Source organism: Caballeronia sp. BR00000012568055, from assembly GCF_029439455.1.
GTDB lineage: Bacteria > Pseudomonadota > Gammaproteobacteria > Burkholderiales > Burkholderiaceae > Caballeronia.
This window is the reverse complement of the sequence record NZ_JAQFVG010000268.1, coordinates 51,148-67,993: the sequence shown is the minus strand read 5'-3', so window position 1 is coordinate 67,993 and position 16,846 is coordinate 51,148. Positions and strand designations below refer to the sequence as shown.

The 16,846-nt window shown below is 60.2% G+C and carries 14 protein-coding genes; 11 read left to right on the top strand and 3 right to left on the bottom strand.

Annotated elements, in window-relative coordinates:
• Positions 1 to 46: 46 nt before the first annotated feature.
• The gene (locus tag P7F28_RS15920) at positions 47 to 1,186 is read right to left on the bottom strand and encodes a glycosyltransferase (protein WP_277185476.1); all 1,140 of its coding nucleotides are present in this window, start codon (positions 1,184 to 1,186) and stop codon (positions 47 to 49) included.
• On the opposite strand from P7F28_RS15920, the gene P7F28_RS15915 reads away from it, so the two are divergent.
• The 11 genes from P7F28_RS15915 to P7F28_RS15865 all read left to right on the top strand — a co-directional run bounded on the left by P7F28_RS15915 (position 1,134) and on the right by P7F28_RS15865 (position 13,880).
• Positions 1,134 to 1,577, top strand: coding sequence for a hypothetical protein (locus P7F28_RS15915; protein ID WP_277185627.1), 444 nt, complete (start codon positions 1,134 to 1,136; stop codon positions 1,575 to 1,577). The two genes, P7F28_RS15920 and P7F28_RS15915, sit on opposite strands and share 53 nt — an antisense overlap.
• 147 nt (positions 1,578 to 1,724) lie before the next feature.
• Positions 1,725 to 3,968, top strand: coding sequence for a polysaccharide biosynthesis tyrosine autokinase (locus tag P7F28_RS15910; RefSeq protein ID WP_277185475.1), 2,244 nt, complete (start codon positions 1,725 to 1,727; stop codon positions 3,966 to 3,968).
• Positions 3,969 to 4,044: 76 nt separating this feature from the next.
• Positions 4,045 to 5,322, top strand: a complete 1,278-nt coding sequence (gene tviB, locus P7F28_RS15905; RefSeq protein ID WP_277185474.1) for a Vi polysaccharide biosynthesis UDP-N-acetylglucosamine C-6 dehydrogenase TviB — start codon at positions 4,045 to 4,047, stop codon at positions 5,320 to 5,322.
• Positions 5,323 to 5,357: 35 nt separating this feature from the next.
• Entirely contained in the window at positions 5,358 to 6,404 is a 1,047-nt protein-coding gene (locus tag P7F28_RS15900; protein WP_277185473.1) for an SDR family oxidoreductase, read from the top strand.
• Positions 6,405 to 6,450: 46 nt separating this feature from the next.
• On the top strand, positions 6,451 to 7,815 hold the full coding sequence (gene murJ, locus P7F28_RS15895; RefSeq protein ID WP_370467332.1) for a murein biosynthesis integral membrane protein MurJ: 1,365 nt from the start codon (positions 6,451 to 6,453) through the stop codon (positions 7,813 to 7,815).
• Positions 7,812 to 8,957, top strand: a complete 1,146-nt coding sequence (locus tag P7F28_RS15890) for a glycosyltransferase family 4 protein (RefSeq protein ID WP_277185471.1) — start codon at positions 7,812 to 7,814, stop codon at positions 8,955 to 8,957. The genes murJ and P7F28_RS15890 overlap by 4 nt, the downstream gene beginning before the upstream one ends.
• Before the next feature lie 31 nt (positions 8,958 to 8,988).
• Entirely contained in the window at positions 8,989 to 10,110 is a 1,122-nt protein-coding gene (locus tag P7F28_RS15885) for a glycosyltransferase family 4 protein (RefSeq protein WP_277185470.1), read from the top strand.
• 39 nt (positions 10,111 to 10,149) lie between these two features.
• Positions 10,150 to 11,343 (top strand): glycosyltransferase family 4 protein, encoded by a 1,194-nt coding sequence (locus P7F28_RS15880; RefSeq protein WP_277185469.1) that lies wholly within the window; start codon positions 10,150 to 10,152, stop codon positions 11,341 to 11,343.
• An 18-nt stretch (positions 11,344 to 11,361) separates the two neighbouring features.
• Entirely contained in the window at positions 11,362 to 11,655 is a 294-nt protein-coding gene (locus P7F28_RS15875) for a hypothetical protein (protein WP_277185468.1), read from the top strand.
• Between the two features lie 89 nt (positions 11,656 to 11,744).
• Entirely contained in the window at positions 11,745 to 12,875 is a 1,131-nt protein-coding gene (locus P7F28_RS15870) for a glycosyltransferase (protein ID WP_277185467.1), read from the top strand.
• Positions 12,876 to 12,881: 6 nt separating this feature from the next.
• Positions 12,882 to 13,880 carry a right-handed parallel beta-helix repeat-containing protein gene (locus P7F28_RS15865; RefSeq protein ID WP_277185466.1) on the top strand — a complete coding sequence of 333 codons (999 nt, stop codon included), beginning with the start codon at positions 12,882 to 12,884 and terminating at the stop codon, positions 13,878 to 13,880.
• Between the two features lie 15 nt (positions 13,881 to 13,895).
• On the opposite strand, the gene P7F28_RS15860 is transcribed toward P7F28_RS15865, so the two are convergent.
• On the bottom strand, positions 13,896 to 14,969 hold the full coding sequence (locus P7F28_RS15860; protein ID WP_277185465.1) for an EpsG family protein: 1,074 nt from the start codon (positions 14,967 to 14,969) through the stop codon (positions 13,896 to 13,898).
• Positions 14,970 to 15,188: 219 nt separating this feature from the next.
• On the bottom strand, positions 15,189 to 16,316 hold the full coding sequence (locus P7F28_RS15855; protein ID WP_277185464.1) for a hypothetical protein: 1,128 nt from the start codon (positions 16,314 to 16,316) through the stop codon (positions 15,189 to 15,191).
• Positions 16,317 to 16,846: the final 530 nt, after the last annotated feature.

Below are 16,846 nucleotides of genomic sequence, written 5' to 3'. Positions count from 1 at the left end.
AGCCGTTCATTCGGCTACCGGGTTTTTCGTTGATGCAGCGTAATTTTCAGCGACGCTCGATGATCCCACGCTCGCCCGACGCTGTAATCACCGGCGTCGAAGCGCTGAACGCCAGCCAGCGCGGCGTGCGGAATTTGACGATCGCCACGTACATGCGCACATAAGCCGTCACGAACACCACGATAGTCGCCGCCAGCACCGCCGGGTTATCCCAGAACAGCGTCGCGGGCAGCACGGCGATCAGATTCAGCGCCCACAGATAAGTCGATGTGCGCGAATTGCGGCGCGTGCGCTGACGCGGCGTCGCGTTGCGTCCCTTGCCGACGATCCGCCGAAACACCAGCGTATGCAGATGCAGTCCGTCCGGCTGGCCGACATCGCGATTACCGCACACGCGGCGGCGATAGATCGAGAACAGCGTCTCAAAGGTCGGATAAATGGCGACCACGCACGCGTACCACGCCGACACGTTGGGATGGCGCGCAATCAGCAAAATCAGCAATTCGGCGATGATAAAGCCCGTCAGATACGCGCCGCCGTCGCCCAGGAACACGGAAGGCGAGGGGAAATTCCAGAACAGGAACCCGGCCAGCGCGCCGAGCATGGTGAGCGACATGCTCAGCACCAGTTCGTCGCCTACCGAATACGCCACGTATGCGATCGACGCGACGATGGCCATCGCCACACCCGCCGCCAGCCCGTTGAATCCGTCGATGATATTCACCGCGTTGGAAAATCCCGCCACGCCCAGCATGGTCACGCCGATGGCCAGCGGCGCGAAGGTCATCCAGTGATCGAGCACCGGCACATCCACGCGATTCACCACCGCGCCGATCAGCAGCGCGCCGCACAGCGCGGACAGCAGCGTGCAGATCAGACGCACGCGCGGCGAGACGCGCTTGGTCAGATCTTCGATCACACCGCTCGCAAACGCCGGGATGGCGCAGACCAGCAGCAGCACCGATTCCCGGAACGGCGCTTTCATCCACAGCGGCTCGCACAACACTACCGCGACCAGCGCACACGCGATCCCCATGCCGCCTACGCGCGGCACCGCATATGCGTGATTTTTCTGTATTCCGCCCAGATCGTGATCGAGCGAAAACACCCCGTGAAGCTTCGAGCTTCGAACGATGAGTAAAACCACAATAAACGAGCAGACAAATCCTGCCGCAAGATTGACCATCTTTTTCTCCACGCCAGATCCAATATCTGACTCGGCGATGTTTAGTTGTCGGTGGGCCAACGAAAAAAACGAGTTTCAACCTGAGAATATCCGCGCTTATGTGGCTTGGACAACAAAGGCGAAAACGCTTTACTGCATGTTTGTGACGAGACTCGGTCAAAACGCGTTACCGCGATTTGAACGGCCTGAGTCGGAATATTCAGGTATGACCAAACATGGAATAAGTCTGTTGATTGATTGTTTTAGATTCTTTGGCGGCGCCAAGAATAACACCATTTTTCGCCGCATATTTCGACACTATGAGGGGAAAGCCACTGTGCGCTGCCGCGCATACGTTGCGATTCGAGTAATGATACTTTTCGTCGTCCTCGAAAGAGGAGATGTCTTATGAAAACGAACACGGAGATCGTTGCGCTGCCAGCCGATTATGGCATCGCGATGAAGATGCTTGATTCAAGCCTCTGACACTTCTAAAGCTAATAAAACGGCCGGTTTGTACGGGAATGATCGCCAAATGAATTACTCCAGCGGATCTTTGATGAACAAGAGCGCCCAAACGTCGCATTCGAAAAGCCGGATAGGCGAAGACCTGGACTTATGGTCCATTATCGGCGCGCTCGTCTCGCACCGCTGGCTTATTGCGATTACCACGGTCGTAATCGTATTGCTCGGCGCGGCATATGCATTTCTTTCAACTCCGGTTTATTCATCTTCCATTTTGTTCAAAGTGGAAGATTCGAATGGCGTGGCGTCGTCATCGGACAATCGCGACCTGTTGCGCAGCGTCTCTTCCCTGTTCGATGAGAAAGCGTCCGCCGAAGCCGAAATGCAGGTGGTCGCATCGAAGGCCATCGCGGCCGGCACGGTCGACGCGCTCAAGCTCTACATCGAAGCGCGCCCGCATTACATGCCGCTGATCGGCGGTTTCTTCGCGCGCCACAGCGACGACCTCTCGACGCCCGGACTGTTCGGCTACGGCAACTACGCGTGGGGCACCGAATCGATCCAGGTCTCCGACTTCGACGTGCCGGAGCGCATGAACGGCGCGGCCTATAGCCTGACCGCCGACGGCGATGGCAAGTACACGCTGACGGGCCGTGGTCTCGATGCGCCGGTGCATGGCCGTGTGGGCGTCACCGAACAGTTCCCGACATCGGAAGGCAACATCACGCTGCATGTGGACAAGATCAACGGTCTGCCGGGCGTGGGTTTCGCCGTGACGCATCGTTCGCGTCAGGACACCATCACCGATCTGCAAAAGCATCTGCTGATCTCGGAACAAGGCGCGAAGTCGGGCGTGTTCAAGGTTTCGCTCGATGGCACCGACCCCGTGCGCCTGAGCAAGACCATCAACATGGTCGGTCAGCAATACGTGCAACTGAACGGCGCACGCAAGACCGCCATCGCCGATAACTCGCTGGAGTTTCTCGAATCGCGTCTGCCGGAAGCGAAGGCGCAGATGGAAGCGAGCGAGCACGCCTATAACGATTATCGCGATCAGCACGCCATGCTCGATCTGAGCGAGCAAGGCAAGCTGATGCTTCAGCAGAGCGTGACGGCCAACGGCCAGTTGCTCGATCTGGAACGCAAGCGTCAGGAACTCTCCGCGCTGTACGCGCCGAATCACCCGCAAGTGCTGGCGCTGACGCAGCAGATTGCATCGACCAAGAAGTTTATTGGCGACCTGACGGATCGCACCAAGGCGCTTCCGTCGGAAGAACAGGGCGCGCTGGGCCTCGCCCGCGACGTGCGCGTCAACACCGATCTGTACACGGCGATGCGCAAGAACGTCGATGAGCTTCGCCTCATCAAGGCGGGCAAGGTCAGTTCGGTGCAGTGGATCGATCAGGCCGATGTGCCCGAGCGTCCCGTCAAGCCCGCCAAAGCGATGATCCTGCTGATCGCCGGTGTGATCGGTCTGCTGTTCGGTTCGGCGCTCGCTTTGCTGCGCGACTTCCTGTTCCGCGGCGTCACCGATCCGCATGAACTCGAAGTCGGCACCGGCCTCGCCGTGTTCGCGACGATTCCGCTCAGCGCGCGTCAACGCGAACTGGAAGCGCGTATCGGCAGCAGCGTGCCGGGACAGAACGTGCTGGCCGCGCATCATCCGAAGGACCCGACGGTCGAAAGCCTGCGCATGCTGCGTTCGTCGCTGCAGTTCGCCATGACCGGCGCGCGCAACAACATCGTGATGCTGGGCGGTCCGCTGCCGGGCATCGGCAAGTCGTTCGTGTCCGTGAATCTGGCCACGATGATGGCCGCAGGCGGCAAGCGCGTGCTGCTGGTCGATAGCGATCTGCGTCGCGGACGTCTGAATGCGTACTTCGATCTGCCGCGCGGTCCGGGTCTTGCCGACATTCTCGACGGCACCGGTTCGCTCGAAAAGAGCCTGCATAAAGAAGTGATGCCGAATCTCGACTTCATTTCGACGGGCGCGTATCCGGGCAATCCGGCCGAACTGCTGCTGCGCGACGGCTTCAAGTCGCTGATGGACGAAGTGTCGGGCAATTACGACATCGTCCTGCTCGATGCACCCGCCGTGCTCGCCGTATCCGATGCCGGGATCATCGCGCCGGTCGCGGGTTCCGTGTTCCTGGTCGCACGCTACGGCGACACGCGCACGCAGGACATCAACGAGTCCGTGCGTCGCTTCGAGCAGATCGGCACGAGCGTGAACGGCGTGCTGCTGAACGGCTACGAAGCGAACGCCATGGGCTACAGCTCGATCGGCCGCTACGGCAACTACTCGTATGTCGCGCACGGCTACGAGTCGAACGAGTAAAGCACGAGCAAATACAAGACTACGGACGATGGCGCGCGCCATCGTCGTTCTGAATAAAAAATCCTGGGGAGTTTTCGTGTCCACGTTATCTGACATCAAAATCGCCGTTGTGGGTCTGGGCTATGTCGGCCTGCCGCTGGCGGTGGAATTCAGCAAGCGCTTTCCGGTCGTCGGCTTCGATATCAAAAGCTCGCGTATCAACGCGCTGCGCGAAGGCCGCGACGTCACGCTCGAAGTGAGCGACGAAGAACTGGCGCAAGCCACCGGCATGCAATACACGTCGAATATCGCCGATATCGCCGATTGCAATGTCTTTATCGCCACGGTGCCGACGCCGATCGACGTCTACAAGCGTCCCGATCTGTCGCCGCTGATCTCCGCGAGCGAAGCCATCGGCAGCGTGCTCAAGAAGGGCGATATCGTCATCTACGAATCGACTGTCTATCCGGGCGCGACCGAAGAGGAATGCGTGCCGGTGCTGGAGCGCCGCTCGGGCCTCAAGTTCAACGTCGATTTCTTCGCGGGCTACAGCCCCGAGCGGATCAATCCGGGCGACAAGAAGCATCGCGTGACGGACATCAAGAAGGTGACGTCCGGCTCGACGCCGGAAATCGCCGACAAGGTGGACGCGCTCTACGCCGAGATCATCACGGCGGGCACGTACAAGGCGAGCAGCATTCGCGTGGCGGAAGCGGCGAAGGTCATCGAAAACACACAGCGCGATGTGAACATTGCGTTGGTGAACGAACTGTCGATCATCTTCAACAAGATGGATATCGACACGGAAGAAGTGCTGCTGGCGGCGGGCACCAAATGGAACTTCCTGCCGTTCCGTCCGGGTCTGGTGGGCGGTCACTGCATTGGCGTGGACCCGTTCTATCTGACGCACAAGGCAGCGGCGATCGGCTATCACCCGGAAATCATTCTGGCGGGACGTCGCCTGAACGACAGCATGGGCAGCCATGTCGTCGCGCAACTGATCAAGGCCATGACGCGCCGCCAGATTCATATTCCGGGCGCGCGCGTGCTGATCATGGGTCTGACCTTCAAGGAAAACTGCCCGGACCTGCGCAACACCAAGGTCACGGACATCATCACGGAACTGAAGGACTACGGCGTGAATGTCGATGTCTACGATCCGTGGGTCTCGAAGGAAGAAGCGCAGCACGAATACGGTTTCCTGCCGATCGACGCGCCGCAAAAGGGTGCGTACGACGCGGTGGTGGTCGCGGTTGCGCACAAGGAATTCGCCGATATGGGCGCGGGCGCACTGCGCGAACTGGGCAAGGATTCGCACGTTCTGTACGACCTGAAATACGTGTTCTCGGGCGCGGAAAGCGATCTGCGTCTGTGAACGAAGCTACGACGAGCAAGGCACGAGGTGACCGCATGACCGACAGATACGACCTGATTCGCCATCAACTCCGGCAACAACCGCAAACGTGGCTCGTCACGGGTGTGGCCGGGTTTATCGGCTCGAATCTGCTCGAAGCGCTGTTGAAGCTCGGCCAGAAGGTGGTCGGGCTGGATAACTTCTCGACGGGCCACCGGCGCAATCTCGACGAGGTTCAGCGCTCGGTGGAACCCGCGCAATGGGCGCGTTTCGAATTCATCGAAGGCGATATCCGCAATCTCGATACATGCCGCGCGGCGGTGAAGGGCGTGGATCGCGTGCTGCACGAAGCGGCGCTGGGTTCGGTGCCGCGTTCCGTCGCCGATCCGATCGCCACGCACGATGTGAATATCAGCGGCTTTCTGAACATGCTGGTCGCCTCGCGCGATGCCGAAGTAAAGAGCTTCACATACGCGGCGTCTTCATCGACGTATGGCGATCATCCGGGTTTGCCGAAGGTGGAAGAACGCATCGGTTCGCCGCTGTCGCCTTACGCGGTGACCAAGTACGTCAACGAACTCTACGCGGGCGTGTTCGCGCGCACGTATGGTTTTTCGACCATCGGCCTGCGTTACTTCAACGTGTTCGGCAAGCGTCAGGACCCGGACGGCGCGTATGCCGCCGTGATCCCGAAGTGGACCGCCGCGCTGATCCAGAACAAGGACGTGCTGATTCACGGCGACGGCGAAACCAGCCGCGACTTCTGCTTTATCGATAACGTCGTGCAGATGAACCTGCTCGCCGCGATGGCCGAAGACAACGCGCGCAACGAGGTCTACAACGTCGCGGTCGGTGATCGCACGACGCTGAATCAACTGTTCGAACGCCTCGTTTCGACGCTCGCGGAAAACGGCGTGAACAGCGACGTGCGTCCGGTCTACACGCCCACGCGCGCCGGCGATGTGCGTCATTCGCAGGCCAATGTCGATAAAGCCGAACGCTTGCTGGGTTACGGCCAGAAGATCGCGCTCGGCGAAGGGCTGCGTCAGGCCATGCCCTGGTATATCCGCTTTATCGCTGAGCGCAGCGCGTTGAACGCGTGACGGCTCCCATTTCCAGCTCGCAATCCAGCTCGCAAGGATGACTGCGTTGAAATACCAATTAGCCGGGTGGCGCACTCGTCTGCTGCAAATCCACCCTGACCACGTTCGTATCGCGCGCAGCGCGATACGGCTGTCGCTGTTCGTGCTGATCGGCAAGTGCGCGGGCGCATTCAAGGAAATGGCGATTGCGTATCGCTTCGGCGTGAATCATGTCGTCGATGCGTATCAGCTCACCGTGACGCTGGTGTCGTGGCTGCCGGTCACGCTGGTGGCCGTGCTGAGCAGCGTGCTGATTCCCGCGTTAGTCGATTTGCGTCGTCAGCCGAAGGAAGAGCAGAAGCTTTTCCTGGGCGAACTGGAGACGATGGCGATCGCAGTCGGTTTCGTGTTTGCGATCGTGCTGTGGGTCTGCTGGCCCTTCGTGCTGCATTTCATGGCGGGCCGTCTGTCCGATGAAACCCGCGAACTGTCCGGCAAGATGATGTTCGGCATGGCGCCGATCGGCATCTTGATGCTGACCATCTGCGTGCACGCGGCGCGTTTGCAGGCGCGCGAGCGTCACGTCAATACGCTGCTCGAATGCGTGCCCGCGCTGGTGCTGTTGTGCTTCGTGCTGCTGTGGACCAATGGCCGCGCATCGGCGGCGCTGATCTGGGGCACCACGCTCGGCTTTCTGGTTCAGGCGGTGGTGCTCGCCGTGCTGTCGAGCAAGGCCGATCACATTCCCTTGTCGATCCGCTTCTCGCTGCGCGCGCCGCAATGGAAGCGCATGTATGGCGCGATCGGCGTGTTCATGATCGGCCAGTTCATCATGAGCTTCAGCGCGCCGCTCGATCAGTACTTCGTCGCCGGTCTCGGCGATGGCTCGATCGCCGCGCTCGGCTATGCGAATCGCGTGCTCGCGCTGATCCTCGGCATGGGCGCGCTCGCAATCAGCCGCGCGACGCTGCCGGTGCTCTCGGAGGTGCTCAGCACGGGCGATCCGCATCGCGCGCGACGCACGGCGCTGATGTGGTCGCTGCTGATGCTCGGCATCGGCGCGGTAGCCGTGGTGTTCGCGTGGCTGCTGATGCCGTTGGCCGTGCGCCTGTTGTTCCAGCACGGCGCGTTCAGCGCGGAAAACACCGCGACGGTCGCCAATCTGTGCCGCTGGGGACTCGTGCAGGTGCCGTTCTATTTCGCCGTGCTGGTGCTGGTGCAATTGCTCGCCAGCCAGGGCCGATACACCGCGATGGCCGTGGTCGCCGCGCTGAACTTCGTCATCAAGGCGCTCTGCAATTACCTGTTCGTCAAATGGTTCGATGTCGCGGGCGTGTTGCTGTCCACGGGCGTCGTCAGCGCATGGGCGCTGGGCTGTTACCTCTATCTGGCGATGTCCGGTACATCGAATAAAAAAGCGACTACGCAATGAAGATTCTGATGGTCATCTATTCCCTCCAGCACGGCGGGGCCGAGCGCGTGGTGGCGAATCTGTCGAGCGAATGGAAAGCGCTCGGATACGACGTGGGCGTGGCGACGATCACCTCGCGCAAGACGGACTTCTACACGCTCGAAGACGGTATCGCGCGATTCGCGCTCGATCTCGCCGGTGAAGCGGGCGGTCCGATCAGCGGCATCGTGGCGAACGTGCGGCGGATTCTGGCGTTGCGCCGAGTGATTCGCGCGTATCGGCCGGACGTGGTGTTGGGCATTCAATCGACGGCATCGATCTGGTCGATTCTCGCGGGCATCGGACTGCGCGGCAAGATGGTCGCGACCGAACACATTCATCCGCCGATGCTGCCTATCGGCCGCTTATGGGACGTGGTGCGCCGCTATTCGTATCCGATGGCCGATACCGTCGTCGCGCTCACCGAAGAAAGCCGCAAATGGATTGAGGTGAACTGTCATGCGTCGAACGTAAAAGTCATACCGAATTGGGTAGCGTTGCCCATTCCGGTGTCCGAACCGATCGTGCGTCCTGACAGCATCGTAAAAGCAGGACGTCGCGTGATGCTCGGCGCGGGACGTCTGGAAGATCAAAAGGGCTTCGATTATCTGATCGATGCGTTCGCGCAAGTCGCGGCGCAGTCGCCGGATTGGGACCTCGTGATCATCGGTGAAGGCAGCGATCGCAAAGCACTCGAAAAGCGCCGCGCCGATCTCGGACTGGAAGGGCGCGTGTTCTTGCCGGGACAAGTCGGCAACGTCACCGACTGGTACGAACGCAGCGATCTGTACGTGCTCAGTTCGCGCTTCGAAGGCTTCGGCATGACGCTGGTCGAAGCGATGGCCTGTGGCGTTGCATCGATCAGCTACGACTGCGACTGCGGTCCGCGCGACATCATCCAGCACGGTCATAACGGCCTGCTGGTGAGTCCGGTCGGCGATGTCGGCAAGCTCGCGCAATCGCTGCACACGCTGATGACCGACGACGCCTTGCGCGCGAAGCTGGCATCGAACGCGCCGGGCGTGAAGCAGATGTTTTCGACGCAGAAGGTGCTCGCCATGTGGCGGGACGTCTTCGATGAACGCAACACCAACCTTCGCCAGCCCGCTGATTCGGTGAGCTGAGCAGAAACCTGAACTTATTCGTCACGTTGCAATGAAGATCATCCTGGCGGTCAATTCGATGCAAAGCGGCGGTGCCGAACGCGTCGCTTCGACCTTGGTGAATGCGTGGGCCGCGCGCGGCGACTCCGTTACGCTGGTCGCCACTTTCTCCGGTCGCGGCGAGTGCTTTTTTCCGCTGGCCGAGAACGTGAAGCTCGTGTATCTCGCGGACCGTGTGTCGGGCGCCAAAAAGGGCATTGCATCGTATATCGCGCGTTTCAAGGCGTTTCGTGCGCTGGTGCGCGAGACAAAGCCCGATGTGATCGTCTCGTTCCTGACCAGCGTGAATATTTCGACGATCGTCGCATCGCGCGGGCTGGGCGTGCCGCATGTCGCGTCCGAGCACAGCAATCCGCTGGCCGATGGACGCTCGGCGTTCTGGCGTCTGCTATGCCGTCTGGTCTATCCGAAGGCGAACGCGGTCACGCTGCTGACGCAGGACGTCACCGCCGCGTTCAGCAAGCGCGTGCCGGGCATCAAGAATCTTGTCGTGTTGCCCAATCCGGTGCCCGACGAACTATTGCTGATGAAGCGTCAGCCGCTCGAGTCGGGCAGTCGCAAACGCATCATCGCGCTGGGCCGGCTGCACGAACTCAAACAGTTCGATGTCTTGATCAATGCGTTTTCGATGCTCGCCGCGCGGTTTCCCGACTGGGATCTGTGGATCTGGGGCGAAGGCGCGGAGCGCGCATCGCTGGAGGCGCTGATTGCGAGCCGGTCGCTTGCGGGGCGTGTGTTTCTGCCGGGCCGAACATCGACGCCGTGGGACGAGATGGCGCGCTCGCAAGCCTTCGTGCTGTCCTCGCGTTACGAAGGTTTGCCGATGGCGCTGATGGAAGGCATGGCGCTCGGTCTGCCGTGCGTGTCCTTCGATTGCCCCAGCGGTCCGAAGGAACTGACGCGCGATGGCCGCGACGGCGTGCTGCTTCCGCCGGGCGATGCGCAATCGCTGTCGCGCGCGCTCAGCGATCTGCTCGCCGATGAACACGAAAGCGAAGCCTACGGCCGCCGCGCCGCGCAATCGATCCGCGAACGCTATTCCTTGCAGCGCGTGCTGCATCAGTGGGACGAACTGTTCGCGCGGCTCGGCGTCAAGCGCGCCATGAGCCGATGAAAGCGCGGACGTCGATGAATGTGCAGGTCAGGAGAAACAATGCCGAAAAGAAAGATCATCCTGTTCGCCAATACGGACTGGTATCTCTACAACTTCCGGATGGGCCTCGCGCGCAAGCTGCGCGATGAAGGACACGACGTGCTGCTGCTGTCGCCCGAGGGCGAATACAGCGAGCGTTTGCGCGCGTTCGGCTTTCGCTGGATCGCCGTGCCGATGGCGCGCCGCAGTCTGAATCCGTGGCGCGAACTGATGCTGGTCTCGTGGCTCGCACGTCTGTTCAAGCAGGAAAAGCCGGACCTCGTGCACGGCTTCACGATCAAGGGCGCGGTGTATGGATCGCTGGCGGCGAAGTTGTCGGGCGTGAAGCCGCGCGTGAATTCGATCGATGGCATGGGCTATGTGTTCACGAGTGCATCGTCGAAAGCGCGCATGTTGCGGCCGGTGGTCGTGCGCATCATGCGCATGGCGTTCAGCGGCAAACGCACGGCGGTGATTCTTCAGAACACCGACAACATGAACGTGTTCACGCAGGCGAATATCGTCGATAAAAGCGTGCTCAGGCTGATCAAAGGTGCAGGCGTGGATTGCCGCCGCTATGTACCCCGCGAGGCAGACGCTGTAGAAACGAAAGCGCCGTTGCGCATTTTGCTGGCCGCGCGATTGATCTGGGAAAAGGGCATTGCCGAATATGTCGATGCCGCGCGCCGCATGAAAAGCGAAAACCGCACGGTGCAGTTCTTTCTGGCCGGATCGCCGGATGAGGGCAATCCCGCATCGGTGAAGCGGGACGTGGTCGAAGGCTGGGTGCGCGAAGGCTTGATCGACTGGCTCGGTCATGTCAGCGACATGCCCAAACTGCTGACCAAGATCGATGCCGTGGTGCTTCCGACCTATTACGGTGAAGGATTGCCGACAACGCTGATCGAAGCCGCCGCATGCGCATTGCCCGTCATTACGACCGACGCGCCGGGTTGCCGCGAAGTCGTCAGTCGAAATGGCGAAGACGGTTTGCTGGTGCCGATGCGCGACAGCGTCGCACTCGCCGATGCGATTCGTCTGCTCGACGATGACCGCGCGTTGGCGCGACGACTCGGACTCACGGCGCGCAAGAAAGCGCTGAACGAGTTCGATGAATCGATCGTTGTCAGCAAGACCGTGGCGATCTACGACGAATTGATTCCGGATGAAACCGTCGGATTGCGGCCGAGCTTCGGCCAGGAGACGACAAGCTGAATTTCAGTGACGCGTGGAATGCTCGCGGCGCTGATCGGACGCGGCGGATTTGTTTTTGGCCAGAAACGCGGTCATGCGCTTCAGAAGACCGGGGCGGCGTTTGCCCCTCGCGCTGGCAGGCGTGAAAAGGATATCGAATACCGCCACCAAAGCCAGCAGCAGTATTCCGCAGAAAATGACGATCGCGATGATTTCGACAATATTCATCTGATTCGTGGCCGTCAGAAAGTTGAGAGCGTATTGAGCAGACCAATGCTAACACGGGGCGATAAATGGTCAGCCCGATTGCAGCATGCCGATGCTTATAGCTAAGCAAGTTGCAGGCCTTTATTCAAGTATTAATCCAAGGCATCAATCGAACATGCCGATGCACCGTTTCGAGCCGTTAGGGGAATAACCAAATGAAACTGCTTCATATCATTACCGGACTGGATTCGAACGGTGCCGAACGCATGCTTCAACGCCTCATCGAATCGCATGAGGGCGATGCGCGGTTTCAGCATTCCGTCATTTCGCTGACCACGCGTGGACGCATCGGCGATCAACTGGTGGCGCGCGGCATCGAAGTGCATGTGCTCGGCATGAAATCGCTGGCGGGCATGTTCGGCGTGATCTGGAAACTCGTGCGCCTGATTCGTGCGGCGAAGCCCGATATCGTGCAGACGTGGATGTATCACGCGGACTTTCTCGGCGGCATCGCGGCGCGGCTGGCGGCGAACAAGCGCGTGATCTGGGGCGTGCGCACGACGGATATCGGCAGTGCGGGAACGCGGTTGACCGTCGCGCTCGCCAAGGTGTGCGCGTGGATGTCGTACTTCGTGCCGAAGAGCATCGTGTGCGCGGCGGAGGCGTCGCGGCGCTCGCATATCTCGGTCGGTTACGACTCGTCGCGCATGGTCGTCGTGCCCAATGGTTTCGATGTATCGCGTCTGGTCGCTGCGCCCGAACAAGTCGCTTCGTTGCGCAACACTTATCCGTTCGGTAGCGATGCTTTGGTGTTCGGTTGTCTCGGGCGTTTTCATCCGGCGAAGGATCATCAGAACTTCGTGCGCGCGGCGGGACTCATCGCGAAGCGCGTGCCCAATGCGGTGTTCGTGATGATCGGCGGCGGACTCGATGCGAAGAACGCGGAGCTGGCGAGTTGGATCGCCGAAACCGGTTGTGCCGATCGCTTCGTGCTGCTCGGCCAGCGTACCGATGTGCCTGTGTGTCTCGCGAGCCTCGACGTGTTCTGCATGCCGTCGCGCACCGAGGGTTTTCCGAATGTCGTCGGTGAAGCGATGGCGATGGGCGTGCCCTGCGTCGTCACCGATGTGGGCGACGCCGCCATGCTGATCGGCGATACGGGCCGCGTGGTGCCGAAGGAAGACGCCAAAGCACTCGCCGATGGCCTGCTCGAATTCGCGCAGATGGCGCCGGAAGCGCGCCAGTCGTTTGGCCTGCGCGCGCGTGCGCGCATCTATTCGACTTTCACGATGGTCCAGTCGCGCGAGCAGTTCGAAACGCTCTATCACCAATTGATGAAAGCGTAACCGGCGATGACACGCAGACGGACGGTGTTGAAGGCGGCGTTACTGGGTTTGAGCGTCGAGATGATGTCCGCACGCGCCGATGCTGCGGACGACGAAGTAATCGACAAGTGGTACGGCGTCAAAGGCGACGGCATCACGAACGATCGCGTGGCGCTGCAACGCGCGATCGATAACGCGGCGGGTGTCGGCAAGACGCTCGTGATTACCGGCCGATGCCGTGTCGATGTGACCGGGCTGACGTGCCGTACCGGGTCGCGCATTCGTTTCGCGCCGGGTGCATCGATCAAATTTTTGCCGCATAGCGAAGACACGTACCAAGTGCTGCGCATCTGGGACGTGCAGCGCGTGACGCTCGAAAACGCCAATGTCGATGGCAGCAAGGAACTGAACTCGGCGCGCGGCGGCGAGAACGGCATCGGCATTTCGATTGTGGGGAGCAGCGATATCACGCTGATCAATCCCACGACCGTCAATTGCTGGGGCGACGGCATCTATCTCGCGGGCAGCTACGTGCACAAGCTCCCGTACGCCGAAAATATCAAGGTGGTGAACCATCACGCGTCGGGCTGCAGACGGCAGGGCGTGTCGATCATCAGCGCAAAAAACGTGCTGTTCGATCATCCGGTATGGACCGATATTCAGGGCACCGCGCCTGCGGCCGGACTCGATATCGAACCGGACGACAACACCAACGTGCTGGAAAATATCCGCATCGTCAGCCCTTACACGCGCAATTGCCAGGTCGGCATTCTGATCTGGCTGAAGCTGATTGCCGGGCCAGTGCCGAAGCAGGTGAGCATTGAAATCACCAATCATCGCGATGAAGCGAGCCGTGAAGCCGCGTTCAGCGTGTCGGGATTGCGTCTGAAGGGACACGCGGTGCGCGGCCGGATCGCGAGTGTCGCGCCGGTTTGGGAACGTCCGCGCGGAAAGGGCTTTCTCAGTTACGAGCAGGACAGCGATGGTCCGCAGATCGTGGTCAACGACCCGAAGACCATCCGTTGATATCGATACTGCTAGTTAGCCGATGAAGTAGCTGTAGTTGCCGTCGAGGTAGTTCTTCACGACGGCGTAGACCATCACCATAATCACTATGGTGCTCAGATAGAACACCGCGCGGCTTTTCAGACGCACTTCCGGCAGCAGGAACGGAATCATCAGCGTTCCGTAATAACCAATCCGGCTGATCGCGAACGGATACACGAAGTACGACACGATCAGAAACACCAGCAGACCGATATGCATGGTCGCAAGCTGACGCGTGACTTCGTCGCGGGCGGCATCGTCGAGAGCGGTGCGGAACTTGCGCGTCCACAACACCATCGCGGGCACCAGCAGATAGATCACCAGACCGATCAGGCTGAACAGCGTATAGGCTTCGACCTGATCGTAGGCCTTCAGACGCCGGCCGCCGTACAGCGTGAACAGCACCGCCGAAACCAGCGACATACCTACGGCCGCCATCGTGACCACGCTGACGCCCTTCATCGCCTTCGCCTTGCCGACGAAATGTGTCAGGACCAGGAACAGGGCAGGAATGGAGTACGTCGTGTGCACGATGCTCGCGATCAGTGCGCCGCGCACCGGCTGCCGCCGATTCAGCGCGAAGTACATCGCAATGGCCAGCGCGAAGCCCTGGCGAATCTGGAACAAGCCGAGAATCGCCAGACCATAGGGCAGCACAGCCCACAACAGCAGACTGAAGAACGGCCAGCGCGTTTTGCTGAGCGCGAAGATCATCAGCAGATTGAGCGCGATAGCCGTGATGCGCACGCCCGCTTCCGGCGAGAAGCCCATCGACGCCAACGTGACCACCCACAAACGCCAGCCGATTTCCTCGGTCGTCATCTTCACGGCGAAGACGAACAGATTGGCGCTGTGGTCCCATAGCGCGACGAACCAGCTCCAGGACGCTTCGCGGAAGTAGGTGACGTAATCGGCCTGATCGAGCAGCGTACTGCGGTCGCCGAAGGAAATGACGCCGAGAATGAGCGCGGCCAGCGCAATGAAGGCGAGCATCGAAAGGCGGACGCGGACCGCGCGCGGTGCGTTGCCCGGAAGCTCGCCCAGTTCGTAGCGTTGCAGATATTTCATTAGGCGATGTCTCTGGACGCGCCTTCCGGATTTGGCGTGTGCCTTGTCGCGAGGCGGATTCGTTCGAAGAAAGAGACGTGATGCTAAGCGGCTTCGCCGGGCGGGTATGTGCGGCAGTGCACGTCATGGCAGCCACGCGCGGACCATCGAAAAAAAAGGCCTCGCTTCGTTGTGACGAAAGCGAGGCCGTTCTTCGGTACAGCGTTAAAGCGCGGGGCTTCAGTTCTGCGTGATGTTGGTGACCGAGATCGTCGGACCGCCCGATTGCCACGTGTCCAGCTCGTAGCCGTAAGCCGCTTTCGTGTAGGTCGGCGACGTCACGGTGATATTGCCCTTCACCGAGTAGCCGTTCCACGAACCGCCGCCGATTTCCATGCCCGCGTGACGCGCGCCGGTATCGTGATGATTCGTGATGGTGATCGAGATGTTCTGCGCGTTGGGACCGGCGAGCGCCCCGAGATAGATCAGCACGCCGTACTGGCAGTTGTTGGTCACCGGACTGACGATGCTGATGTTCTGCAGCACGGCATTGTTGTTGTCCGGCTCGATATCGAGACCCGCGCACGGCAGCGAACCGGAAATGTTGCTCCAGTTCGGGCTTTGGAACGTGATGTTCTTGCCGCTGGTGATCGACACGCCCTGACGGCGGCAGCCGCTTGCGACGTGATTGGTGACCGTGACATTGCTCGGCGGCGTCGTGACCGTGTACCACGAGTTGGCGAGATAGATGCCATCGCCCCACATGCTGATGGTGGTCGGTGCCGTCAGCGTGACGTTCGATGCGCCGCAGATCGAGAAGCCGACGCCGTTGGCATCGCCGTTCGGGTTGTTGGTGGCGGAATTGAGTTCCTTGCTGCCGTCGAGATACGCGTTTTCCACCACCACGTTCGACACGTCCCAGATACGCATCATCTGGTAGCTGCTCGAATTGTGCGCGAGCAGTTTGATCGACGCGCCGGTCGCGAAGCGGATATGCGTATTGGTGCGCAGATCCAGACCCTTCACGTCGATACGGCTCTTGCCGGTAATCAGCAGCACCTTGCCCACGGACCCGTCGATGGCGTTCTGAAGCGCGACGCGGTCATTGGTGGTGCCGTCGCCTTTGACGCCGAACGAGGTGTCGGTGAGGACGGTTTCGTTGCCGGAACTGGCGGCGGTGGTGGAGCTGGCTGCGGCCGGCGGGCTTGCGGCCGTCGTGGACGATGCAGGTGTCGAGGACGAGCCCTTGCGCTTGGCGCGATCGGCCACGGATGCGGGCAGATCGCTGCTGCTGTCGCCGCCGCACGCGGCGAGCGTCATCGCGCCGAGGCCGGCCAGGGCGGAAGTGAGGATTTTGCGACGGTGCATCGACGGAACGGAGGTCAGGATTTGTTTTGTGGTCAAAGACATGGCGGAAAATTTCGAATGAGTTCGTCCCACGCAGTGCGTAAAAACGCCTGCGGACGGAATTTCGTTTGGAGAGCGGCGGAGATGCGCTTCGATCGGGTGAGCGATGTTGCTAACACACCCCTTAGAACGAGTCGGTCATTTCGGCCACAACTTAGTGCGCACGGTTGAAATATTACCGGACATTTCTTCAGTTAAAAGCAGTGCGCCGCGTAATTTGTACGGGTAAATGACACACGTAAATCAAATTGCCGACTTATATTCGGTTTAATTGACCGATCGTGAGCAGGCTTTTCTCGGATTCGCATGTGATTTATCTCAAAATTCTCCGTATCCCTCTTACAGTACGACGAAAGTGCGTTTTCGCTTAGTTACACAAAAGATCGAAAATGACCGATCTCGTCTGATAAATAGCCGGAAATTTTGGATTCCTGTTGTTTTTTAGTCGGGTGTTTTTACGAAAATGTTTGCGGGGGTAAGGGTTTATCCTC

Bases quoted from the DNA above. Each gene is read 5' to 3' on its own strand.
- P7F28_RS15875 (WP_277185468.1), top strand. From the start codon at position 11,362: ATGCTCGCGGCGCTGATCGGACGCGGCGGATTTGTTTTTGGCCAGAAA.
- P7F28_RS15865 (WP_277185466.1), top strand. From the start codon at position 12,882: ATGACACGCAGACGGACGGTGTTGAAGGCGGCGTTACTGGGTTTGAGC.
- P7F28_RS15910 (WP_277185475.1), top strand. From the start codon at position 1,725: ATGAACAAGAGCGCCCAAACGTCGCATTCGAAAAGCCGGATAGGCGAA.
- P7F28_RS15890 (WP_277185471.1), top strand. From the start codon at position 7,812: ATGAAGATTCTGATGGTCATCTATTCCCTCCAGCACGGCGGGGCCGAG.
- P7F28_RS15870 (WP_277185467.1), top strand. From the start codon at position 11,745: ATGAAACTGCTTCATATCATTACCGGACTGGATTCGAACGGTGCCGAA.
- P7F28_RS15920 (WP_277185476.1), bottom strand. From the start codon at position 1,186: ATGGTCAATCTTGCGGCAGGATTTGTCTGCTCGTTTATTGTGGTTTTA.
- P7F28_RS15880 (WP_277185469.1), top strand. From the start codon at position 10,150: ATGCCGAAAAGAAAGATCATCCTGTTCGCCAATACGGACTGGTATCTC.
- P7F28_RS15855 (WP_277185464.1), bottom strand. From the start codon at position 16,316: ATGCACCGTCGCAAAATCCTCACTTCCGCCCTGGCCGGCCTCGGCGCG.
- P7F28_RS15915 (WP_277185627.1), top strand. From the start codon at position 1,134: ATGAGTAAAACCACAATAAACGAGCAGACAAATCCTGCCGCAAGATTG.
- P7F28_RS15860 (WP_277185465.1), bottom strand. From the start codon at position 14,969: ATGAAATATCTGCAACGCTACGAACTGGGCGAGCTTCCGGGCAACGCA.
- P7F28_RS15900 (WP_277185473.1), top strand. From the start codon at position 5,358: ATGACCGACAGATACGACCTGATTCGCCATCAACTCCGGCAACAACCG.
- P7F28_RS15885 (WP_277185470.1), top strand. From the start codon at position 8,989: ATGAAGATCATCCTGGCGGTCAATTCGATGCAAAGCGGCGGTGCCGAA.